Source organism: Streptomyces sp. NPDC001732, from assembly GCF_053596315.1.
Genome location: NZ_JBSFFY010000007.1, coordinates 46,135 through 67,204 on the forward strand (window position 1 = coordinate 46,135; position 21,070 = coordinate 67,204).

Below are 21,070 nucleotides of genomic sequence, written 5' to 3' on the forward strand. Positions count from 1 at the left end.
CCTGTCGGGAACGTCTCCGGCACCTGTCCGGCACGTCTCCGGACCTGTCCCGGACAGGTCCGGGACAACTTCTGCTGTTCTGGGCCGAGTTGTTCCGCCCTATGGTCCGTCGACATGGACACCACACGGAGAACGATTCTGCGAGGGATGGCGGCGGCTCCGGTCGTCGCGGCGACGAGCGGGCTGCTGGTGCCGGGGGAGGCCGCGGCGGCGTCGGACGCGGTGGCGGCGACCCCCGCCGAGCGGCCCATGGGCCTCACGTACGACGCGGCGCACTCCGCGCTGCTGGAGGAGTCGATCAGGGGGCTCCGCAGCAAGGAGGGGCTGGGCCGGATCGACGTGGCCGGCGTGCTGAGGGGGAAGGCGCAGTACGAGGGGCGGAACAGCCCTCCGAAGAAGCGGGCCACGCCTCCCGGGAACTGGTGGCCGGGCTCGACGCGGCGGCCCGACCGGGCGTTCTGGTGGAGCGAGAAGGACAGCCACGCCCTGCAGGACACCTGGTGGCCCCAGGGCATCTCCACCGTCTACGACGCCACCGGCCGGCGGGGCAGGGACATCCTGCTGGTCTCCTGGTACGACAGGACGGAGGAGCATGCGGAGAACCGGGGCGGCCGCATCGCGATCATCGACCTGACCGGCCGCACGCCGAAGTACTGGTACGCCCTGCTGGTGCTGCCGACCCGCAGTTCGGGCGGCTACGGCTTCGAGCCGCTGTACGGCCTGCACGCCGGGGGACTGGCCTGGTACGGGAACAAGCTGTACGTCACCGAGAGCCGCACGGGCGCGCTCTTCGTGTTCGACATCGACGACATGTTCCCGGTCGGGGGCAGGCTGGACCGCTGCGGCAAGGACTCCCGCGGGGTCTTCCACGCGTTCGGGGAGCCGTACGCGTTGCCGCTCAGCCGCGTCTACCGGGTGGAGGCGCAGGGACAGGAGCGGCTCAAGTTCTCCCAGGTGTCGGTCGACCGGGACCCGGCCCGCCCGTACCGGTCGCTCGTCGTGAACGAGTGGGAGCCCGGCAAGGACCACGCGATCGTGGCCCGCTGGGACATCGGCCACAACAGCCCGTACCCGCGCATGCTGCCGGGGGCGGCGAGCGCGGTCTCGTCGGCCGTGTACCGCGTCGAGCGCGGGTCGGGGCTGCCGCGGGGGCGCGGCATGCAGGGCGCGGTGAGCATCAGGGGCAGGCTCTACCTGTCGGTCAGCAGGGGCGGCGGAAACGGGTACTACAGCGGTGTGCGGCTCGATTCCCGCGGGGTCGGCACGGCCCGGAAACTGTGGGAGCTGCCGACGGGACCCGAGGACCTGAGCTACCAGGGGATCACCCGGAACACCGGACGGGTGTGGGGCCTCACCGAGGCCGTGGGCAAGCGCTTCGTGTTCGGGATGCGGGTCTCCCGGTAGTTCCCGGGGCGCGGCGGGGCGGGGTGGCCGGGGGCGACGCGCCGGCGTGCCGGGAGGTGCATCGGGCGGTGAACCGGTCGGCTCACCGCCCGGGACCCCCGACACCCTGCCGACCCGGAAGGGCCCCACGCCATACAAGGTGGCCATGTCCGGCCGCTCCCGGCACGACCTACGCTCACCGCATGACCCCTCATGTCGACCCCGCCGCCGGTGCGGCCGTGAAGGCCGCCGACCGTGCGCACGTGTTCCATTCCTGGTCCGCCCAGGGCCTGATCGACCCGCTCGCCGTCGCCGGCGCCGAGGGGGCGTACTTCTGGGACTACGACGGCAACCGCTACCTGGACTTCACCAGCGGCCTCGTCTACACCAACATCGGCTACCAGCACCCCACCGTCGTCGCCGCGATCCAGGAGCAGGCGGGCAGGCTCGCCACCTTCGCCCCCGCGTTCGCGATCGAGGCGCGTTCCGAGGCCGCACGCCTCATCGCCGAGCGCACCCCCGGTGACCTGGACAAGATCTTCTTCACCAACGGCGGTGCCGAGGCCGTCGAGAACGCCGTCCGCATGGCCCGGCTGCACACCGGCCGTACGAAGGTGCTCTCCGCCTACCGCTCGTACCACGGCGCCACCTCCACCGCGATCAACCTGACCGGCGACCCGCGCCGCTGGCCGTCCGACAACGGCTCGGCGGGCGTCGTCCGCTTCTGGGCGCCGTTCCTCTACCGCTCGCCGTTCCACGCCGAGACCGAGGCCGAGGAGTGCGCCCGCGCGCTCCAGCACCTGGAGGACACCCTCGCCTTCGAGGGCGTCGCCAACGTCGCCGCGATCATCCTGGAGACGATCCCCGGCACGGCGGGCATCATGACGCCGCCGCCCGGTTACCTCGCGGGTGTGCGCGAGATCTGCGACCGGTACGGCATCGTCTTCGTCCTCGACGAGGTGATGGCCGGATTCGGCCGTACCGGCAAGTGGTTCGCCGCCGACCACTTCGACGTGGTGCCGGACCTGATGACCTTCGCCAAGGGCGTCAACTCCGGTTACGTGCCGCTCGGCGGCGTCGCCATCTCGGCCGAGATCGCCGCGACGTTCGACACCCGCCCCTACCCGGGCGGACTGACCTACTCCGGCCACCCGCTGGCCTGTGCGGCGGCCGTCGCCACCATCCACGTGATGGAGGACGAGAAGGTCATCGAGAACGCCGCCCGCATCGGCGAGACGGTCCTCGGCCCCGGCCTGCGCGAACTGGCCGAGAATCACCCGTCGGTCGGCGAGGTGCGCGGCCTCGGCGCGTTCTGGGCGCTGGACCTGGTGCGCAACAAGGAGACCCGCGAACCGCTCGTTCCGTACAACGCCTCGGGCGAGGCCAACACCCCGATGGCGGCCTTCGGGGCGGCGGCGAAGAAGAACGGCCTGTGGCCGTTCGTCAACATGAACCGCACGCACGCGGTTCCGGCCTGCAACATCACCGAGGCCGAGGCCAGGGAAGGGCTCGCGGCCCTCGACGCGGCGCTGTCGGTGGCCGACGAACACACGGTGTGACCGGGGTGCGCGCGGTCCAGTAGCGCGGCGCCCCTCCCCTGCCCGGATCCGGGCACGACGAGCCTGGCTTAAGGTGACCGGAGCCGAGGAACGGGGAGGGGCGCCATGGGCGCGAGCGGAGCTGTGACCCGCAGTACGCTGCGGCAACAGATCGCGGACGCGCTGAGTGACGAGGTGCTCGCCGGGCGTCTGCGACAGGGACGGGAATTCACCGTCAAGCAGATCGCCGAGCAGTACGGCGTCTCGGCGACCCCGGTGCGAGAGGCGCTCTTCGACCTCTCCGCGCAGGGGCTGCTGGAGTCGGACCAGCACCGGGGCTTCCGGGTGCGCGAGTTCGGCATCGCCGACTACCGGTCGATGGTCGAGGCCCGCACCCTGGTCATCAACGGCGTCATCCGCGACATCTTCTTCACCCCCAGGCCCTCGATGGCGCAGGTGGCGGCGTACCGGGACTGCATCGTCTCCCTGCGCCGCAGGGCCCAGGAGGCGGCGCGGGCGGCGCTGGGCGGCGACCTCGACATCCTCATCGGCTACGACCTGCGGTTCTGGCGCGAACTGGGCGCGCTCGCGGGCAACCCGTACATCAACGACTTCCTGCACCGACTGCGCGTCCAGTCCTGGGTGTTCGCGGTGCCGTACCTGCGCCACGACGCACGGGCCAGGGCCTGGCTCTGGAACCGGCACCCGGACCTGGTCGCGGCGATCACCGCCGGCGACCGCGACGGGGTGCGCGCGGTGCTGGACGACTACAACACGCACGCGCTGACCTGGGCGGACCGGCTCGCGGCCGGTGAGCTCGAACACCCCGACCACGCCGCGCGCCCGGCCGTACGGGACCCGGGCGGTGGCCCGGCGGCCCCGTGACCCGGCCGACGGGGCGTCACGGCGCCGCGACCCCGGGGCACCGCGACCCCGCCGCCGTGCCCGGTCGCGCGCCCCTGTCACGCCGGTCGGGCCCCCGACGAGGGGCCGGTCGCACCCCCCTGGACGACGGGCCACTGTGCGCAACGCGCCCGTCGCATTACGCTGTTCCGACCATTCCGAACATTCCGATGCGCACCCGTGGGAGAGCGAGACTTCGTGGCTTGTGACCTGTGGCTGGTCCCCCTCGTCGACGTGCTGTGCCACAGCCCCGACAACCCGTTCGCCGAAGAGATAGCCGTCTACGACAAGGCGTTGGGCGAGGCGGGCCTGCCGCCCGTCCCCGTCTACGCCTACATGCCGGGGCTGACGGGTGACGTGGCCCCGGTCGCGGGATTCGACTACGAGGCCCTGCACTTCCTGCGCCGCGCCTACCTGCTCCAGCTCAGCGGTCTCGAGGTCACGCCGGTCGACGAACTGGGCGGGGACTACGAGCAGTTGCTGGAGATGTTCGAGCCGACGGCCCAACAGTCCCACCTGGTCTGGCACTACGACCACGCCGGGGCGTACGTCCCGCTCGACTTCGCCGTTCCGCTCTCCAACGACGACCTGCTGCAGGGCGGCGGCCCGCTCGGCTCCTCGCACGGACTGCTGCGGGAGCTGCAGTACATGGCCCCGTCCATCGGCATCGACCCGGCGAACCCGCCGGCCGCCCCGTTGGCGCCCGTCGCCCCGACCGCCCTGGAGGAACGGGCGGACCCGGCCCCGTACGACCCCAGCCCGTTCGCCCGCGAGCGGCACGTCTGGCTGGGACTGCACGCGGCGGCCACCCGCAGTCTCGCCCAGGGCTCAATGATCATCTTCAGCTAGGGCATGTTTCGTAAGCGGCGTCGTCCGCCCGGAGGGCGTTCCCGGCCGGGCGGGACTTTCGAAACACGCCCCAGGACAGGCCCGGCCCGGCGCCGGAAGTGTGCTGCGCGGGTCACCGGCCCGGGAACGAGCCGGTGGCCCGGGGGCGGCCGCAACGCCTCCGGGGCCACCCCTCTCGCGGGGAGGCCCGCACGTCGACCCGGCCGGGTCAGCGGGGGGACTCCGGGGGCCGCTGGCGCGGCATGTTCGGCCGGGTCATCGTCTGCAACGGGAACCGCCCCGGCAGCGCGCCCTGATCCGTGCGCCCGCCGTTCCCGCCGGCCGAGGTGAGTGTCTGCATCCCCATCGGGGCGGGCCCGGCGCGGAACTCCACCATCCAGTCCGCGGTCTCGGTGCGCACCAGCTCCGTGATGTCCTCCGAGAACCGCCGCAGCACCCCGAGGCACCGTTCGGCCGCCTCGCTGGCCGTCCCCTCGGTCGGGCCGAGCATCTCCCGCACGCACTCCGACGCCCAGTCGAACTGCAGCACCTGGAGGCGCCGTTGCACGGCCTGGGCGGTGGCGAGGTTCCTTATCCAGCCCGAGGTCAGGCCGAAGTACCGGTCGCACGCCATGCACGCCGCGCCCAGCAGCAGCGACAGATAGCCCCAGCCCGCCGCCCCCTGCAGCGCCCCGGTCAGGTCGAGCAGCGGCAGCGCGGCGCCCGCGACCGCCCCGAGCGCGGTGCCGACCCGCAGCGCCCTGGCCCCGCGCCGCTTCCACACCCGGTCGTTCAGGTACCAGTCGGCGGTGCGCAGCGCGTCGGTCTCGACCCAGCGGTACAGCTCGTCGAGCCGGTCGGCGGGTTCGCCCCAGTCGCCGAGCGGAAACGGCGTACCGGTCAGATCCCGGACCCGGGCGTCCCGGCCGTGCCCGCCGGAGCCCGAGCCGGCCGGACCGGGCTCGTTGCGGGGCGACCCCTCGGGCTGCATCTCCGGCTGGCTCACCGGGTACTCCTCTGTGTTCTGCGTGGCGGTGCCTGATGTACGGCGTGCGTGCCGGCGGTGGTCGTTCCGACGGCGGCGCGTTCCGACGGTGGGGCTCGTGCGGTGGGGCTCGTGGGTGCTGCGGGTGGTGCGGGGGCTGCCGTGCGGCACACTCACCGCTCTGCGGCGTGGTCGAACGCCCCGAGTAGGTAACCTTGCGTGACGGCCTGTGTACTCGTGCATACCGATGCGCATGCCCTTCCTACCGCCGAATGGTGGGCCATGGGGTAGAAATCGCGGTATTCCCGGGTGCGCGGGGCCTGTGATCAGGTATAGGAGGCTTCCTGGCGTTGCCTGAAACTCACTCGAAAGAGTTGCCCGCCAGTGGGTAGGGCGCACTGCCCGGGGACCACGTAGGCTCGGCGTACCGAAACATTTTGTCGTCGAATTGCCAGGAGCAACCGTGATTCCCGGTGGTGGTCAGCCCAACATGCAGCAGCTGCTGCAGCAGGCCCAGAAGATGCAGCAGGACCTCGCCGCGGCCCAGGAGGAACTGGCCAGGACCGAGGTCGAGGGCCAGGCGGGCGGTGGTCTCGTGAAGGCGACCGTGACCGGTTCCGGCGAGCTCCGCAACCTGGTGATCGACCCGAAGGCCGTCGATCCGGAGGACACCGAGACGCTCGCGGACCTCGTCGTCGCCGCGGTCCAGGCGGCGAACGAGAACGCGCAGCAGCTCCAGCAGCAGAAGCTGGGCCCGCTCGCCCAGGGCCTGGGCGGCATGCCCGGCCTCCCCTTCTGAGGCCCGGCCTCCCGCACCCGTCGAGCACGAGACGGCCGGACCCGGCTCACCGGACGACCCGTCCGGGCGGCGGTCCGGTACAGGACAGAACAGGAAAGGAAGGCGTTCCCGTTGTACGAAGGCGTGGTTCAGGACCTCATCGACGAGTTGGGCAGGCTGCCCGGCGTCGGTCCCAAGAGCGCCCAGCGGATCGCCTTCCACGTCCTGCAGGCCGAACCGACCGATGTGCGCCGCCTCGCCCATGCCCTCCTGGAGGTCAAGGACAAGGTGCGGTTCTGCACGGTCTGCGGCAACGTCGCCCAGCAGGAGCAGTGCAACATCTGCCGCGACGCCCGCCGGGACCCGGCGGTGATCTGTGTGGTCGAGGAGCCGAAGGACGTCGTCGCGATCGAGCGGACCCGTGAGTTCCGCGGCCGGTACCACGTGCTCGGCGGCGCGATCAGCCCGATCGAGGGCGTCGGCCCGGACGATCTGCGCATCCGTGAACTGCTCGCCCGTCTCGCCGACGGTTCGATCACGGAGCTGATCCTGGCGACCGACCCCAATCTGGAGGGCGAGGCCACCGCGACGTACCTGGCGCGGATGGTCAAGCCGATGGGCCTCCGCGTCACCAGGCTGGCCAGCGGCCTGCCGGTGGGCGGCGACCTGGAGTACGCGGACGAGGTGACCCTGGGCCGCGCCTTCGAGGGGAGGCGGCTGCTCGATGTGTGAGGTGCGCCTGATGTGTGACGCCTTTATGTCGTCAGGTGTTCGGTTGATGACCGTTCCCGCGACTCACGACGGCCTTACGTTCAGCGAGGCTATGTTCTACTCACCGTTCGCGACCGTGCCCACGGGAGGTCCCCTCGATGTCTGACGCCACGCTGAACTCCGTCACGCAGGACCCGGACGACTTCGCCGTCCAGATCGCCGACCAGATCAAGACGTTCATCGTCGCGGTCACCGAGGTGTCCAAGGTCGAGGAGCCCGAGGAGGCCGTCCCCGTCCTGCTGCTCCAGATCTCCCAGCTCCTGCTGGCGGGCGGCCGGCTGGGCGCGTACGAGGACATCGTCCCCGACGAGCGCTACGAACCGGACCTCGGTGCGGAGCCGGACGCGGACGGGCTGCGCGAGCGGTTCGCCGCCCTGCTGGAACCCATCGACGTCTACTCCGAGGTCTTCGACCCGTACGAGCCCCGCAAGGCGCCCGTACCGGCCCGGATCTCCGACGACCTGGCCGACCTGGTCACCGACCTGCGCCACGGGCTGGCCCACTACGAGGAGGACCGCGCGACCGAGGCCCTGTGGTGGTGGCAGTTCTCCTACTTCTCCAACTGGGGCTCCACCGCCTCCGCCGCCCTGCGCGCCCTCCAGTCCCTGATCGCCCACATCCGCCTCAACCAGCCCCTCCAGGAGCTGGACGGCCTGGACACGGACTCGGAGACCATCGACGACGACCTCGCCGAGGAGGCGGGCCGCGTGATGGCCGAGGAGATCGCGGGCCCGCTGGGGCTGCGCCCGGTGCAGTAGACGACGAACGGGGCCCGAGGGGGCCGGGGAAGCCGGCTGGATCCGGCTTCCGGAACGGCCCCCTCCGGCATGTCCCGGGCCGGGAACACGGGGAGCGCGCGGAGCGGATTGCGCATGGTGGGGGCTTCCGAGGGGCGGATCACGGGATTCCGGTCCACGCTGGAGGTGAAGCACCGCCGGCTCGGGACCTGGGCGTTCCCGGCCGGGCGGGACTTTCGAAACGCGCCCCGGGCCCGCCGGGCGTGTGGGCTGGACCACATACGGGAGTGCGGGTCCGATCGGCGGGCAGCAGACCCTGTGCGAGCAGCTCGGAACGACATGCCGAAGATCACGTGCTGAGCGGGACATCTCACCATGTGGTATGGGCAGGGCGTTTTCGGGCTGCTCGTTAAACTGAGCCGACCGCAGTAATGGACTGAGCGAGGAGCGCACGTGGGCCTTGTCGTGCAGAAGTACGGAGGCTCCTCCGTAGCCGATGCCGAGGGCATCAAGCGCGTCGCCAAGCGAATCGTCGATGCCAAGAAGAGCGGCAACCAGGTGGTTGTCGTGGTGTCCGCGATGGGCGACACGACGGACGAGTTGATCGATCTCGCCGAGCAGGTATCGCCGATACCGGCGGGGCGTGAGTTCGACATGCTGCTGACCGCCGGAGAGCGGATCTCCATGGCCCTGCTGGCGATGGCGATCAAGAACCTGGGCCACGAGGCCCAGTCGTTCACCGGCAGCCAGGCGGGCGTCATCACCGACTCGGTCCACAACAAGGCGCGCATCATCGATGTGACGCCGGGCCGTATCCGTACGGCGCTGGACGAGGGGAACATCGCGATCGTCGCGGGGTTCCAGGGCGTGTCCCAGGACAAGAAGGACATCACCACCCTCGGCCGGGGCGGATCCGACACCACCGCGGTCGCGCTCGCCGCCGCGCTGGACGCCGAGGTCTGCGAGATCTACACCGATGTGGACGGGGTCTTCACCGCCGACCCGCGGGTCGTGAAGAAGGCACGGAAGATCGACTGGATCTCCTTCGAGGACATGCTGGAGCTGGCCGCGTCCGGCTCCAAGGTGCTGCTGCACCGGTGCGTGGAGTACGCACGCCGCTACAACATCCCGATCCACGTCCGCTCCTCCTTCTCCGGACTGCGCGGAACCTGGGTCAGCAACGAGCCGCAAGGGGACCAGAAGGTGGAGCACGCGATCATCTCCGGAGTCGCCCATGACGTCTCCGAGGCCAAGATCACCGTCGTCGGCGTGCCCGACAAGCCGGGCGAGGCCGCCGCGATCTTCCGCACGATCGCGAACGCGGAGATCAACATCGACATGGTGGTGCAGAACGTCTCCGCCGCGGCGACCGGCCTGACCGACATCTCGTTCACGCTGCCCAAGGCCGAGGGCCGCAAGGCCATCGACGCCCTGGAGCGCAACCGCGGCGGCATCGGCTTCGAGTCGCTGCGCTACGACGACCAGATCGCGAAGATCTCCCTGGTCGGCGCCGGTATGAAGACCAACCCCGGGGTCACGGCGGGCTTCTTCGAGGCGCTGTCGGACGCCGGCGTGAACATCGAGCTGATCTCGACGTCCGAGATCCGCATCTCGGTGGTCACCCGTGCCGACGACGTCACCGAGGCCGTGCGCGCCGTGCACACAGCCTTCGGCCTGGACAGCGACTCCGACGAGGCCGTCGTCTACGGGGGCACCGGCCGATGACCGCGCGCCGCCCTTCGCTCGCGGTCGTCGGGGCGACCGGGGCGCTCGGCGGCGTCATGCTCCAGATCATTTCGCAGCACGCGGACGTCTGGGGCGACGTGAAGCTGATCGCCTCGCCGCGCTCGGCCGGCCGCAAGCTGGTCGTGCGCGGCGAGGAGAGCGAGGTCCTCGCGCTCTCCGAGGACGTCTTCAACGGCGTGGACGTGGCGCTGTTCCTGGTGCCGGAGGACATCGCCGCGCAGTGGGCGCCGGTCGCCGCCGCCAAGGGCGCGGTCGTCGTCGACGACTCCGCCGCCTTCCGGCTGGCCTCCGACGTCCCGCTGGTCGTGCCGGAGATCAACCCGCACTCCGCACGGATCAGACCGCGCGGCATCGTCGCGAGCCCGAACTGCACCACGCTCTCGCTGATCGTCGCGGTCGGCGCGCTGCACGCCGAATACGGGGTGCGGGAACTGATCGTCTCCTCGTACCAGGCGGTGAGCGCGGCGGGGCGCGACGGCGTCGCGGCGTTGCGCGAACAGCTGGCGATGGTCGCCGGTACGGAACTGGGCACGCGGCCCGGGGACGTGCGCCGGGCCCTGGGCGACGCGGGAAGCGGCCCCTTCGCCGCCCCGGTGGCCCTCAACGTGGTGCCCTGGGCGGGCACCGAGGCCGGGGACGGCTGGTCGTCGGAGGAGCTGGCGATCCGCGAGGAGTGCCGAAAGATCCTGGACCTGCCGACCCTCCGGGTGGCCGCCACCTGCGTGTACGTACCCGTCGTCGCGACGCACTCGATGTCCGTCCACGCGAGGTTCGAGAACGAGGTCGAGGTCGACCGGGCGCACGAGATCCTGGCGACGGCGCCCGGCGTGGTGCTGTACGACAGCCCGGCGGCGGGGGACTTCCCGACGCCGTCCGACGTCGTCGGCACCGATCCGACCTGGGTCGGGCGGGTGCGCAGGTCGATGGACGATCCCCGCTGCCTGGAGCTGTTCGTCTGCGGCGACAACCTCCGCAAGGGAGCCGCGCTGAACGTGGCGCAGATCGCCGAGTCGGTGGCCGCCGAGTTCCCCCATGTCTGAATCGAACCCGATTCGCACGTTCTGTGGATGCCCTGTGAGTAAGTTGAAGTCCTGAACATCTTGAGGTGGGGTGCCGGGGTGTCCGACGATGACGGTCCGGCCCGCTGCAACCGCAGGCCGGGGAGTATGCGTCTATGCGGTCACCTTTGACGCGGCGGGGCGCGTATTCGGGGCACTTGGGGAAGAGCAGGTACGTATGAGGGCATGTCGCACAGCGCCGAACGAGGTGCCGCGCGCGTACAACCCTGACGGGGGGAAACGTGTCCAACTGGCGTGGCAGAGGTTCTCGATATCACAGTGGTGGGTCCCTTGCGAGGCGCTTCGGTGCGCCCGCTCCGGCGGCCCCGCGCGCCCGGCGGCATGCCGGTGATCGCGCCCATGCCCGCCGCACGCCCCGCACGGCTGCCGTCGCAGCGCGAGGGCGCTGAGGAGAGCGTGGCTGCCGGAACCACGGTCGACCACCTCACCGAGACCTATCGCGCCCACTACCGATCGCTGCTCGGGCTCGCGGCGTTGCTCCTGGACGACACGGCCTCGTGCGAGGACGTGGTGCAGGAGGCGTTCATCCGGGTCCACTCGGCGCGCAATCGGGTGCGGGACCCCGAGAAGACGCTCGCCTACCTGCGTCAGACGGTGGTCAACCTCTCGCGTTCCGCGCTGCGCCGCCGCATCCTCGGGCTGAAGCTGCTCTCCAAGCCGATGCCGGACATGGCGAGCGCGGAGGAGGGCGCGTACGACCAGCTGGAGCGGGACGCGCTGATCAAGGCGATGCGGGGGCTCCAGCGGCGGCAGCGGGAAGTGCTGGTGCTGCGTTACTTCGCGGACATGACGGAGGTACAGGTGGCCGAGACGCTGGGGATATCCCTGGGCTCGGTCAAGGCCTACGGCTCCCGGGGGATCGCGGCGCTGCGCGTCGTGATGGAGGCGCAGGGATGAGCCGGCGCGACCGCACCTACGAGAACGGCCCGGAGCGTGAGCCGCGCGACGGCGCCGGACGTGAGCATCGGATTGACCGGACTGGAAAAGGGATTGTGAACCACGACGGGGCGGAGAACGCCCTGCCTGAGAACCGGGACGCGGACCCGACCGGCTCGGCCGGGTCGGCCGAGCCGGCGGAGGCTGCCGATACGGCCGGTGTGTCCGGTACGGCCGATGCCGCCGACGCCACCGAGACGGTCGGCTTCGGCAGTCTGAGCAACCTCTTCGGCTCGGACTTCGGCCCGGGTCCGGGCTCGCGGGACGGCGCGCGCCCGGACAACAAGCTGAACGGCGACGGGCTGAGCGGCGTCGGGCTGAGCGGTGGTGACGCGGAGCTCGACGAGGTCGCGCTGCGCCGCATGCTGCACGGCGCCGTCCAGAACATCGAGCCCCGCGACGGCACGCTCGACCGGTTGCAGCGCGCGGTGCCCGTCCGGCGCGCCAAGCGGCGGCAGGCCGTCGTCGGGCTGGCCGCGGCGGCGCTGCTCATCGGCACCGCGGTGCCCGCCTTCGTCCACGTCGCGAACTCCGACGGTTCGAGCACGGCCGACCCCGCGATAGCCGGGCACGGCGAGCAGGCGCAGGGCGGCAACGGCACCGAGGCCGGTTCGGAGCGCGACGGGAAGGACAGCGGCGGTCACACCGACGGGCGGACCGACGGCGATCCGAACCACCCCGAGAGCACCGTCAGTCCCTCCGGCAGCCGAGGCCAGGGCAACGACGGCAACCTGGCGGGCGGGGCCGCCGACCCGGCCCGTACCGAGGTGACCGCCATGGTGGCCTGCGGACCGGGCCAGCTCGGGGTCGCCTCGGCCGAGACCGGCGCGCCCGGTGCCGACGGCACGGTCTACGGCACCTTCCGCATCGCCAACGTCTCCGGCGCGGAGTGCGCGGTGAACAGCGGCGGCAGCGTGGGCTTCCAGACGATGGGCGCGGCCGACGAGACCAGGATCATGGTCGTCCGCCACACCGCGGGCGACGGGGCCCCCGGCCTGCCCGACCCCTCGCAGGAGCAGCAGACGGTGCTGCTGAAGCCGTCCATGGCGTACGAGGTGAAGTTCGCCTGGGTGCCGAAGGACACCTGCCCGACCGCCGGGGGCTCACCGACCCCGACACCGACGGACGGCGAGGGCGGTGCGGGCGGTGCCGCGGTGGCCGGTACCGGCAGTGGCGACGGGACGACGGACACGGGCACGCAGTTCCTCGGTGAGGACGGCGGCATCCAGGACGGCAGCGTCTCCGTGATGCACACGCCGGAGGCGGGGGCACCGGTCGCGACGGCGACGATCCCCAACGCCTGCTCGGGCACGATCTACCGGACCGGGGTGCTGGCCGCCGCGACGTGACACGTGACGCCTGCATGGGGTGAGGGCCCGCCAAATCGATTCGGCGGGCCCTCACCCCATGCGCGTGCATGTCGCCCGGAGCGTCCGTGTCCCGGAGCCTTCGTGTCTCAGACGGCTCCGGTGCCCACGGCGGAACCGGCACCCCTGCCCGAGTCGGCGCCGGCGTCGGCCGTCTTTGTCTCTGTCGGCGGCGCCTGCGCTTCCCGTGCCTCCTGGGCCTCCGTCTCCGTGACGAGGCCCAGGCGCAGGTCGCGTGCCGCTTCGGCCTCGCGGCGGACCAGGCGGAACCACATGAAGAGCACGAAGCCGGCGAAGACGAACCACTCACCGGTGTAGCCGAGGTTCTGGAACGCCTTCAGGTCGAGCCCGGTGCCCTGCGCGGCGGCGGCCGGTACGGGGCGCAGCGCGCCCGTCGTCCCGTGGCCCGCCCCGGCGCCCGTGTCCTGGAGCGTCACCCAGGCGTCGTAGACGTCGTACGGGACGAGGTTGACCAGCGACGCGGCGCTGATGATGCCCAGCTGTCCGTCGGGGAGCCCGCCCCGCGCGTCGGCCCCCGCCGTGCCGGCGTTCTCGGACGCCTGGAGGTCGCCGGTCACAGTGACCCTGCCGGTCGGCGCGGCGGGGACGGGGGTGGTCCCGGGCCTGCCGGGCAGCCACCCCCGTACCACCGGCAGGGCCTTGCCGGTGTCCGTACGGAGCATGTTCAGGACGTAGAAGCCGCTCTTGTCGTCCAGCTCCCGTCCGGGGACCAGGAACTGGTCGGCGTACCGGCCGGTGGCGGTGGCGGGGCGGCCGGAGGTCACCTTGTCGACGGGCAGGAGGTCGTCGAGCGGCTCGGCGGCCCTCGTGCCGGGGGCGGGCTGCTTCGTGGCGGCGTCGTGCGTCTGCACGCGGTCCTCGAAGCGGCCGAGCTGCCAGGTGCCCATGAACACGCAGAACGGGATGGCCAGCACGACGAAGAGGTTGATCCCCCACCATCGCGGGGTCAGCAGGAACCGGTACACCCCTCCACGGTACGGTCCCCGTTCCGGATCACCCGGCGCGGGGGCCGCCCGGCGGGCCGCCCGCGCCGCACGGGTCCCCCTACTCGCCGGACGGGGCCGGTTCCGGGTTCAGGTGGCGGCGGGCGAAGTCCAGCTCCAGTCGGACCTGCTTGATGCGCTCCTCCACGACGAGCGAACCGTGCCCCGCGTCGTACCGGTACACCTCGTGCACCGCGTTCCGGTCCTTCAGCCGGTCCACGTAGTTCTCGATCTGGCGGATCGGGCAGCGCGGGTCGTTGACGCCCGCCGAGATGTAGACGGGGGCCCGGACGTCGTCGACGTATGTCAGCGGGGACGAGGCCGCGAAGCGCTCGGGCACCTCCTCCGGCGTGCCGCCCAGCAGCGTCCGGTCCATCGCCTTCAGGTCCTCCATCTCGTCGTGGTACGCCGTGACGTAGTCGGCGACCGGGACCGCGGCCAGGCCCAGCGCCCAGTCGTCCGGCTGCGTACCGAGGCCGAGCAGGGTCAGGTAGCCGCCCCAGGAGCCACCGGCCAGGACCAGCTTCTCCGGGTCGGCGAGGCCGGACTTCACCGCCCACTCCCGGACCGCAGCGATGTCCTCCAGCTCGATCAGGCCCACCCGGTGCTTGAGGGCGTCCGTCCAGGCGCGGCCGTATCCGGTGGAGCCGCGGTAGTTGACCCGGACGACCGCGTAGCCGTGGTCCACCCAGGCGGCGGGGCCGGAGGCGAAGGCGTCGCTGTCGTGCCAGGTCGGGCCGCCGTGGATCTCGAAGACGGTCGGGAACGGGCCCTCGGCCGGGGCGGCGGGCCGCTGGACGAGCGCGTGGACGCGGCCACCGGGCCCGTCCACCCACACGTCCTCCACCGGCACCGACGCCGGAGCCTTCGGGCCGGGCGGATCGAGCACCACGGCGCCCGAGGTGGACCTGATGACGGGCGGCTGCGCGGCCGAGGACCAGAGGTACTCCACCGTGCCGTCGGGCCGGGCCGTGGCCCCCGACACCGAACCCGCCGGGGTCTCCACCCGGACGGGGGCGCCCGCGCCCGGCTCGTACCGCCACAGGTCGCTGCGGGCCTCGAAGCTGTGCGCGATCAGCAGCGCGGAGGCGTCCGGATACCACTCGGCGCTCACATCGCCGGGCAGATCGAGCGCGAGGTCCGTCTCCTCGCCCGTCGTCGGGTCCCAGACCATCGGCTCCCAGCGGCCCCGCCGCTGATGCCCGACCAGCAGTCTGGTGTCCCCGGCCACGGGGGCGAAGCCCAGCACGGACAGGCCCAGCTCCTTGGTGCCGCCCTCGGTGTCGTCCAGCTCGGCGACCGTCGTGCCGTCCGGCCGCACCACGCGCAGCGCGGAGTGCATCGCGTCGCCGTGCTCGGTGTGCTCCAGGGCGATCAGCGTCCCGTCGTGGCTGAGGTCGCCGACGCCCGCCGACTCGCGGTGGCGGTAGATCTCCACGGGAGCGGCCCCGGGGCGCACGACGTGGACCGTCGTCCCCTCCTCGTCCGTCGAGCGGCCGACCACCGCCGTGCCGTCCCGGCCGATCGCGAGCCCCGCCGGGTAGGAGGGGGCGAGGCCGGGCACTGCCGGTTCGTCGCCCGACCCGGCCTCCCCGCCGTGGAACGGCCGGCGCATCCACACCCCGAACTCGTCCCCGTCGGTGTCGTCGAACCACCAGATCGACTCCCCGTCAGGGGGCAGCACCCCGTCCGTCGTGCCGTTCGGCCGGTCCGTCACCCGGCGCTGCTCGCCGGTGGTGCGGTCCCACGCGTACAGCTCGTACGTGCCCGTGGCGTTGGAGACGAACAGCGCGCGGTCCGGCGCGTCCTCCGCCCAGTCGGGCAGCGACACCCGCGACGCCCGGAAACGCTGCTCCCACTCCGGCACGGAGACGCTCTCCGGGGCGGCGGCGATCCCCGGTGCGGAGGCGGTCGCTGTCGCGGGGGCGGCATCCGGGGCGGAAGAGGCCGTCGTCGAACCAGTGATCTCAGTCATGCCCCCCATTCTGCGTCGGACGCCGATAATTCGTTCGCTTCGTCCTCAGCCTGTGGATAACCTCCCCGGCATGCATGCACCGACCCCTGACGACTGGCACGAGGCGAACCGCGCGTTCTGGGACGAGCGGGTGCCGATCCACGTCGGCAGCGATTACTACGACCTCGCGGCCTTCCGCGCCGGGAAGGACGGCCTGCGCGACTTCGAACCCGTCGAGGTCGGGGACGTCGCGGGGAAGTCGCTGCTGCACCTCCAGTGCCACATCGGGGTCGACACCCTCTCCTGGGCGCGGCACGGTGCCGGGCCCGTCGTCGGCCTGGACCTCTCCGAACCGGCTGTCGAAGCGGCGCGCGTCCTGGCCCGCGAGCTCGGGTTCGACCAGGACCGGGCGGCGTTCGTCGCCGCGGACGTCCACGACGCCGCCGCGGCCGTGCCCGACACCTCGTACGACATCGTCTACACCGGGATCGGCGCGCTGAACTGGCTGCCCGACATCCGGCGTTGGGCCGAGGTCGCCGCGTCGCTCGTGGCGCCCGGGGGCTTCCTCTACCTCGTGGAGTTCCACCCGCTGGCGGACTGCCTCGACGACGCCACGGGCGCGAAGGTCGAGTACGACTACTTCACCCGCGACGCGTGGGTGGACGACACGCCGGGCACGTACGCGGACCTGGGCGCGCCCACCGTCCACAACCGCACCGTCGAGTGGCAGCACCCGATCGGCGAGGTGGTGTCGGCACTGGCCGCCAACGGACTGCGGATCGACTTCCTGAACGAGCACGACGTCTCGCTCGTCTCCCGCTTCGAGGCGCTGGAGCGGCAGGACGACGGCTACTACCGGTTCCCCGCCGGACGGCCGCGCATCCCGCTGATGTACTCGCTCAAGGCGTCGAAGCCGGCCGGTTCCTGAGGAAACGCCAGGTCGGGGCGATTGTCAGTGGTGGGGTGCAGACTCGAACCATGACTACGACTGCCGAGCTGCGTGTCGCCGTGGAGACGTACTGGAGTGCGGCCGACTCCCGGGACTGGGACGCCTTCGCCGCCACGCTGGCCGACGACGTGCTGTACGACCTGCCGCAGACCCGGGAACGGATTCGCGGCAAGGAGCGGTACCTGCGGTTCAACCGCGAGTACCCGGGGGACTGGCGGGTCAGTGTCGAGCGGATCGTGGCCGACCACGAGGGGCACCAGGCCGCCGCCCGGACGCTCGTGACGACCGGCGCCGAGGAGTCGCACGCGATCCACTTCTTCACGTTCGACGGGGCGGGGCGGATCAACGGGATAACGGACTTCTGGCCCGAGGCGTACGAGCCTCCGTCGGGCCGGGAGCATCTGGTGGAGCGGTACTGAGTCCGGGGGCGGAGCGGTACCGGCTCCGGCACCGACGCGTCCGGGGGCGGTCGGGGGGCGGTCGGGTTCGGCCGGGGGAGCCGCGGTGTGGTGCGGCCGGTCGGTTGGTCGGCCGGAACGCGCATGAGTGCGGCGGGCCTTCGGAAGTGATCCGCCGGCCCGCCGCGCCCTGCACCCTCGTCGTCCGCGTCCTACGCGGCCGATCGGAAGGCCGGCAGGTAACCGCCGGACTGTCCGGCGGCCTTGGGGTGGTACGAGTTGTAGACCGGGAGGGTCACGCTGTGGAGCCACGCGTCACCGGAGCACAGCTCGTGCCCGCTGAACTCGTCCACCACGCTGGAGAACGTGAACCCGGCGTTGGCCGCCTGCTTGGCGATGACACCGTTCAGCACGTCGGACGCGTTGTTTATCGCCGAGCGCTCCTTCTCGGAGAGACCGGCTATGCAGCTGCCGCTCAGCTGGTAGAAGCGCGGGTAGCCCAACACCACGACACGGGCCTGGGGTGCCCGCGACCGGATGGAGGTGTAGAGCGAACTCAGCTTGCCGGGAAGCACGTTCTGCACCTGCGACACGGCCGAGTTGACGCTGCTGAGGCAGGCGGCCTCGCCGGAGAGCACGCAGTCCTGCATGACGTTGGCGAAGCCGACGTCGTTGCCGCCCGCGGTGACGCTGACCAGACCGGTGGAGGAGTTCAGCGCCCCCAGCTGGGTGCTGGCCACCGAACTGGTGGTGGCGCCCGAACAGGCCACGAAGGCAAAGGAGGAAGGCGAGTTCGCAGCCGCCCAGAGGTAGGGGTAGGACTTGGTGCTGCGACGGCAGTCGCCGCTGTCGGACAGGTAGCTCCCCGCCCCGACACCGGACGAGTACGAGTCACCGAGAGCGACGTACCCGCCCGCGGCCGTTGAGTTCGCAAAGGCCGGCTGGGCAACGCCCAGAGCGGCCACGGCGGCGAGCGCCAGGGTGGTTGCAGACGCCCAGAATCTCCGTACCGACATGGCTGTCAGCCCTCCGAAGTGTGGGGGGTGGATGGGGGGTTGGGTTGAGCGCCATGTTTCTAGCAGCTGTCGGTACCAGCCGGTAATAGCTGCGGAAAAACTGGTCTGATATGCCCGAATGGCCGTTCGGTGGCTGAGCTCCGCGCGTAGATAAACCTCTGAGGGCGGCCTGAATGGACGTTATTCGGCCATGCGTTGGAGCCGCGCGGGAGCGGTGCGCGGGAGGCTCGCGAGCGATGCGCGGACGGTGCGACGGAGGTGCGCACCGTCGGGCGGAGGCAGTTTGCGGGGCGTTCGCGAAGGGCTCGTCGAGGAGCCGGAGAGGCCGCGGGGGGCGCGGCGGGCGTCGCACCGGAATGGTGAGAAACGGTACGAGGCGGTGCGGAGGGCAGAGCGGGGAAGCGCGGGCGGTTACGCGTGGTGATGTGCGGCAGGGGCAGGGGCAGGGGCAGGGGCAGGCGCGGGGGCGGGGGCGGGGCGCGGGGCCCCCTCAACGGAAAACGCCCTCTGCGGTGGCGTTCCCCTTGGGAGTGCCACCGCAGAGGGCGGTTGTCGTGCTGCCGGGAGGGTCAGTTGTGACCGAACCTCCGCTGCTTCCGGTGGGAGACCTGTTCTGAGATCGAGCGCACCGGGTCCGGGGTGGTGGTCGGCTGCGTCTGCTCCTTCGGCTCCGGAGCGGTGCTGCGTTCGTGGCCGCCGGTGCGGGCGCCGCGGTTCTGCCGACTCTGTTTCTTGCCCACGATCGTGCCTCCTGTTGCGGATCTCGGACGATGGGCCATGACCAGACTCGCACGCAGGTGGAAAAGGTGCATTTCGTGCCGCGGTCGCCAAGTGCGGCTACCTCCGGCCCTGTGGATGCCGCGCCGTGTGGTCCCTTCTGTGCACGAGTCGGCCCCTTCGGCTCGCGAAGTGGGGCCTGCGGTTCACGAGGTGGGTCTTCGGTTCAAGAGGTGGGGCCGGCCGCAGCGTAGTTCGCGAGCGCCGGTTCGAGCAGGTCGAAGGCTCGGGTCCCCTCCGCCGCGACGATTCCGGCGATCTCCTCGTTGGTGCGGCCGGTGAGGGTGAGTTCCTGGATGCGCTGGAACAGGGTGCGCTGCACCGCGCCGAGCAGGGCCGCCGCCGTGCGCACGGCGATGTCGTCGGGGGTGGAGCCGGTGGCCTCGGCGAGGGCGCCGGCCAGTGCTTCCTCGCGCTGGTCGTGCAGGCCGCGCAGGCAGGCCGAGAGGGTGGGGCTGTCGGCGATCATGCGCGAGAACTCCGGCCCCGCGAAGCCGTGGACCGGGTCCTGCGCCGCCACGGCGGTCTCGAAGTCCCGGCGCAGCGCGGACAGGGCGGACTCGCCTTCCTTCCGGGAGGCCACGACGCGGGCCGACGTGCCGATGAACGCCTCCTGGTGATCGAGGGCCAAGTCCTCCTTGCGCGGGAAGTAGTTGGTCACCGTCTTCTTGGCCACGCGTGCCGCGACGGCGATCTCCGCGATGGTCGTCCGCTCGAAGCCCTGCTCGATGAAGAGCCTGGTCGCATGGTCGGAGATCAGCTGCCTGGTCTCCCGCTTCTTGGTCTCCCGCAGGCCCGGTGCGGCCGGTGAATCCGGTGTGCCCGGTGCGGCCGGCGTGTTTGGCGTTTTGGGGGGTGCCGCGGCGTGTGCCCCCGGTTCCTTGTCGATACCCATGAGGAAATCTTACCCCCGTGGCATTTTTATGTTGACACCCCGACGGGGCTCGTTCTAAATTTACCTCCGACGCAAATTTCTCCCGATGGAAAGGAGTGGCCGTGCGAAAGGCCGACCTCGTCACGTTCCTCGCGAACCGGACGGCCGGACAGGCCAACCGCCCCGACGGCAAGGGGAATCGGCGGTCCCGGTCCGCCGCTCCGCCTCCCTTCGGCCGCGTCCCGGGCAATGCCCGCCCCATGCGCAACATCCCGCGCCGCCGCTCCTGCTGACGGACGCCGCTCCCACTGGCACACCCGGCCGGCACCGGAGTCGGCCACAGGACGTTCGGCGGTCGCCGAAACCGACCACCGGACGTACCGGCAGTCCATTCGTACGGACAGTTCGCCCTGTACGGGCAGAGCTCACCCCGTACGGGCAATTCATCTCCTCACGGACAGGGAACCGCCTTGCAGATCACCGCCACCACCGTCTCGCTCACCGTCGACGACGTCCCCGCGTCCCAGGACTTCTTCACCACGCACCTCGCCTACCAGGTGCAGGCCGCCGCCGACGGATTCGCCTCGCTCACCCGTCAGGACGCCGCCGCCGACATCGTCCTGCTGCGGCGCGGCATCGAGGTCCTGCCCGCCGACCAGCGCGACCGGCACGCCTCGGGCCTGATCCTCGCCTTCACCCTCGCCGGCATCGAGGCGGAGGAGAAGCGGCTGCGTGCCGAGGGCGTCGAGATCACCATGCCGCTGCGCGAAGAGCCCTGGGGCGAGCGCCTGTTCCAGGTCAAGGACCCCAACGGGGTCGTCGTCCAGTTCGTCGAGTGGGCCGGCACCGAGGCCGCCGCGCCGGACGGGGCATGAGGACCGTCGAGGAGCGATTCCCGCTGCCGTACGGAGCCCGGCCCGCGGTACCGGACCGGGCCCCGGCATCCGGCACCGGACCCCGGCCCCAGGTCCCGGCCCCCGGCACCCGGAGCGGCATGTTCCGGTGGCGTCGGCGGAGGTCACCTGGCCGGTGCGCGATCGGGGCCGG

21 protein-coding genes are annotated in these 21,070 nt (G+C 71.5%); 15 read left to right on the forward strand and 6 right to left on the reverse strand.

The features are described from left to right. Positions 1 to 114 precede the first annotated feature (114 nt). From ACWCXX_RS10195 to ACWCXX_RS10210, 4 genes are all read left to right on the forward strand, one after another. Positions 115 to 1,404, forward strand: coding sequence for a hypothetical protein (locus ACWCXX_RS10195; protein ID WP_451125889.1), 1,290 nt, complete (start codon positions 115 to 117; stop codon positions 1,402 to 1,404). 182 nt (positions 1,405 to 1,586) lie between these two features. Further along, positions 1,587 to 2,942, forward strand: coding sequence for an aminotransferase class III-fold pyridoxal phosphate-dependent enzyme (locus ACWCXX_RS10200; RefSeq protein WP_451125890.1), 1,356 nt, complete (start codon positions 1,587 to 1,589; stop codon positions 2,940 to 2,942). A gap of 105 nt (positions 2,943 to 3,047) precedes the next feature. Beyond that, positions 3,048 to 3,806, forward strand: coding sequence for a GntR family transcriptional regulator (locus ACWCXX_RS10205; RefSeq protein ID WP_451125891.1), 759 nt, complete (start codon positions 3,048 to 3,050; stop codon positions 3,804 to 3,806). 216 nt (positions 3,807 to 4,022) lie between these two features. Then, positions 4,023 to 4,673 (forward strand): hypothetical protein, encoded by a 651-nt coding sequence (locus ACWCXX_RS10210; protein ID WP_451126028.1) that lies wholly within the window; start codon positions 4,023 to 4,025, stop codon positions 4,671 to 4,673. A 208-nt stretch (positions 4,674 to 4,881) separates the two neighbouring features. On the opposite strand, the gene ACWCXX_RS10215 is transcribed toward ACWCXX_RS10210, so the two are convergent. Continuing rightward, positions 4,882 to 5,658, reverse strand: a complete 777-nt coding sequence (locus tag ACWCXX_RS10215) for an SLATT domain-containing protein (RefSeq protein WP_451125892.1) — start codon at positions 5,656 to 5,658, stop codon at positions 4,882 to 4,884. 442 nt (positions 5,659 to 6,100) lie between these two features. On the opposite strand from ACWCXX_RS10215, the gene ACWCXX_RS10220 reads away from it, so the two are divergent. From ACWCXX_RS10220 to ACWCXX_RS10250, 7 genes are all read left to right on the forward strand, one after another. After that, a complete protein-coding gene (locus ACWCXX_RS10220) occupies positions 6,101 to 6,436 on the forward strand; it encodes a YbaB/EbfC family nucleoid-associated protein (RefSeq protein ID WP_072487886.1) in 336 nt (111 codons plus the stop codon). A gap of 111 nt (positions 6,437 to 6,547) precedes the next feature. Then, positions 6,548 to 7,147: a recombination mediator RecR gene (gene recR, locus ACWCXX_RS10225; protein ID WP_451125893.1), complete on the forward strand. Its 600-nt coding sequence runs from the start codon at positions 6,548 to 6,550 to the stop codon at positions 7,145 to 7,147. Between the two features lie 137 nt (positions 7,148 to 7,284). Further along, positions 7,285 to 7,944: a DUF5063 domain-containing protein gene (locus ACWCXX_RS10230; protein WP_451125894.1), complete on the forward strand. Its 660-nt coding sequence runs from the start codon at positions 7,285 to 7,287 to the stop codon at positions 7,942 to 7,944. A 432-nt stretch (positions 7,945 to 8,376) separates the two neighbouring features. Then, a complete protein-coding gene (locus ACWCXX_RS10235; RefSeq protein WP_451125895.1) occupies positions 8,377 to 9,648 on the forward strand; it encodes an aspartate kinase in 1,272 nt (423 codons plus the stop codon). Further along, positions 9,645 to 10,709: an aspartate-semialdehyde dehydrogenase gene (locus ACWCXX_RS10240; protein ID WP_451125896.1), complete on the forward strand. Its 1,065-nt coding sequence runs from the start codon at positions 9,645 to 9,647 to the stop codon at positions 10,707 to 10,709. The genes ACWCXX_RS10235 and ACWCXX_RS10240 overlap by 4 nt, the downstream gene beginning before the upstream one ends. A gap of 360 nt (positions 10,710 to 11,069) precedes the next feature. Continuing rightward, positions 11,070 to 11,645, forward strand: a complete 576-nt coding sequence (locus tag ACWCXX_RS10245; RefSeq protein WP_148840622.1) for a SigE family RNA polymerase sigma factor — start codon at positions 11,070 to 11,072, stop codon at positions 11,643 to 11,645. After that, entirely contained in the window at positions 11,642 to 13,033 is a 1,392-nt protein-coding gene (locus ACWCXX_RS10250; RefSeq protein ID WP_451125897.1) for a hypothetical protein, read from the forward strand. Before ACWCXX_RS10245 ends, ACWCXX_RS10250 begins: the two co-directional genes overlap by 4 nt. A 107-nt stretch (positions 13,034 to 13,140) precedes the next feature. Here the strand turns inward: ACWCXX_RS10250 and ACWCXX_RS10255 are convergent, their stop codons facing one another. Next, the gene (locus tag ACWCXX_RS10255; RefSeq protein WP_451125898.1) at positions 13,141 to 14,037 is read right to left on the reverse strand and encodes an SURF1 family protein; all 897 of its coding nucleotides are present in this window, start codon (positions 14,035 to 14,037) and stop codon (positions 13,141 to 13,143) included. A gap of 79 nt (positions 14,038 to 14,116) precedes the next feature. Further along, positions 14,117 to 16,030, reverse strand: a complete 1,914-nt coding sequence (locus ACWCXX_RS10260) for a prolyl oligopeptidase family serine peptidase (RefSeq protein WP_451125899.1) — start codon at positions 16,028 to 16,030, stop codon at positions 14,117 to 14,119. 70 nt (positions 16,031 to 16,100) lie between these two features. Between ACWCXX_RS10260 and ACWCXX_RS10265 the strand changes: the two genes are divergently transcribed. Together ACWCXX_RS10265 and ACWCXX_RS10270 are read left to right on the forward strand one after the other, a co-directional pair. Continuing rightward, the gene (locus ACWCXX_RS10265) at positions 16,101 to 16,937 is read left to right on the forward strand and encodes a class I SAM-dependent methyltransferase (protein ID WP_451125900.1); all 837 of its coding nucleotides are present in this window, start codon (positions 16,101 to 16,103) and stop codon (positions 16,935 to 16,937) included. Positions 16,938 to 16,987: 50 nt separating this feature from the next. Beyond that, the gene (locus ACWCXX_RS10270) at positions 16,988 to 17,377 is read left to right on the forward strand and encodes a nuclear transport factor 2 family protein (protein WP_451125901.1); all 390 of its coding nucleotides are present in this window, start codon (positions 16,988 to 16,990) and stop codon (positions 17,375 to 17,377) included. Positions 17,378 to 17,568: 191 nt separating this feature from the next. Here the strand turns inward: ACWCXX_RS10270 and ACWCXX_RS10275 are convergent, their stop codons facing one another. The 3 genes from ACWCXX_RS10275 to ACWCXX_RS10285 all read right to left on the reverse strand — a co-directional run bounded on the left by ACWCXX_RS10275 (position 17,569) and on the right by ACWCXX_RS10285 (position 20,044). Continuing rightward, on the reverse strand, positions 17,569 to 18,372 hold the full coding sequence (locus tag ACWCXX_RS10275) for an SGNH/GDSL hydrolase family protein (RefSeq protein WP_451125902.1): 804 nt from the start codon (positions 18,370 to 18,372) through the stop codon (positions 17,569 to 17,571). Between the two features lie 569 nt (positions 18,373 to 18,941). Beyond that, positions 18,942 to 19,112: a hypothetical protein gene (locus ACWCXX_RS10280; protein ID WP_451125903.1), complete on the reverse strand. Its 171-nt coding sequence runs from the start codon at positions 19,110 to 19,112 to the stop codon at positions 18,942 to 18,944. Between the two features lie 203 nt (positions 19,113 to 19,315). Continuing rightward, on the reverse strand, positions 19,316 to 20,044 hold the full coding sequence (locus ACWCXX_RS10285) for a TetR/AcrR family transcriptional regulator (protein ID WP_451125904.1): 729 nt from the start codon (positions 20,042 to 20,044) through the stop codon (positions 19,316 to 19,318). 101 nt (positions 20,045 to 20,145) lie between these two features. Between ACWCXX_RS10285 and ACWCXX_RS10290 the strand changes: the two genes are divergently transcribed. Together ACWCXX_RS10290 and ACWCXX_RS10295 are read left to right on the forward strand one after the other, a co-directional pair. Beyond that, the gene (locus tag ACWCXX_RS10290) at positions 20,146 to 20,316 is read left to right on the forward strand and encodes a hypothetical protein (protein ID WP_451125905.1); all 171 of its coding nucleotides are present in this window, start codon (positions 20,146 to 20,148) and stop codon (positions 20,314 to 20,316) included. A 177-nt stretch (positions 20,317 to 20,493) separates the two neighbouring features. Next, on the forward strand, positions 20,494 to 20,898 hold the full coding sequence (locus ACWCXX_RS10295; protein WP_451125906.1) for a VOC family protein: 405 nt from the start codon (positions 20,494 to 20,496) through the stop codon (positions 20,896 to 20,898). Positions 20,899 to 21,070: the final 172 nt, after the last annotated feature.

Excerpts from the sequence above, each read along its gene's own strand:
- ACWCXX_RS10195 (WP_451125889.1), top strand. The coding sequence starts at position 115 with ATGGACACCACACGGAGAACGATTCTGCGAGGGATGGCGGCGGCTCCG.
- ACWCXX_RS10200 (WP_451125890.1), top strand. The coding sequence starts at position 1,587 with ATGACCCCTCATGTCGACCCCGCCGCCGGTGCGGCCGTGAAGGCCGCC.
- ACWCXX_RS10205 (WP_451125891.1), top strand. The coding sequence starts at position 3,048 with ATGGGCGCGAGCGGAGCTGTGACCCGCAGTACGCTGCGGCAACAGATC.
- ACWCXX_RS10230 (WP_451125894.1), top strand. The coding sequence starts at position 7,285 with ATGTCTGACGCCACGCTGAACTCCGTCACGCAGGACCCGGACGACTTC.
- ACWCXX_RS10240 (WP_451125896.1), top strand. The coding sequence starts at position 9,645 with ATGACCGCGCGCCGCCCTTCGCTCGCGGTCGTCGGGGCGACCGGGGCG.
- ACWCXX_RS10245 (WP_148840622.1), top strand. The coding sequence starts at position 11,070 with ATGCCGGTGATCGCGCCCATGCCCGCCGCACGCCCCGCACGGCTGCCG.
- ACWCXX_RS10250 (WP_451125897.1), top strand. The coding sequence starts at position 11,642 with ATGAGCCGGCGCGACCGCACCTACGAGAACGGCCCGGAGCGTGAGCCG.
- ACWCXX_RS10260 (WP_451125899.1), bottom strand. The coding sequence starts at position 16,030 with ATGACTGAGATCACTGGTTCGACGACGGCCTCTTCCGCCCCGGATGCC.
- ACWCXX_RS10265 (WP_451125900.1), top strand. The coding sequence starts at position 16,101 with ATGCATGCACCGACCCCTGACGACTGGCACGAGGCGAACCGCGCGTTC.
- ACWCXX_RS10270 (WP_451125901.1), top strand. The coding sequence starts at position 16,988 with ATGACTACGACTGCCGAGCTGCGTGTCGCCGTGGAGACGTACTGGAGT.
- ACWCXX_RS10275 (WP_451125902.1), bottom strand. The coding sequence starts at position 18,372 with ATGTCGGTACGGAGATTCTGGGCGTCTGCAACCACCCTGGCGCTCGCC.
- ACWCXX_RS10285 (WP_451125904.1), bottom strand. The coding sequence starts at position 20,044 with ATGGGTATCGACAAGGAACCGGGGGCACACGCCGCGGCACCCCCCAAA.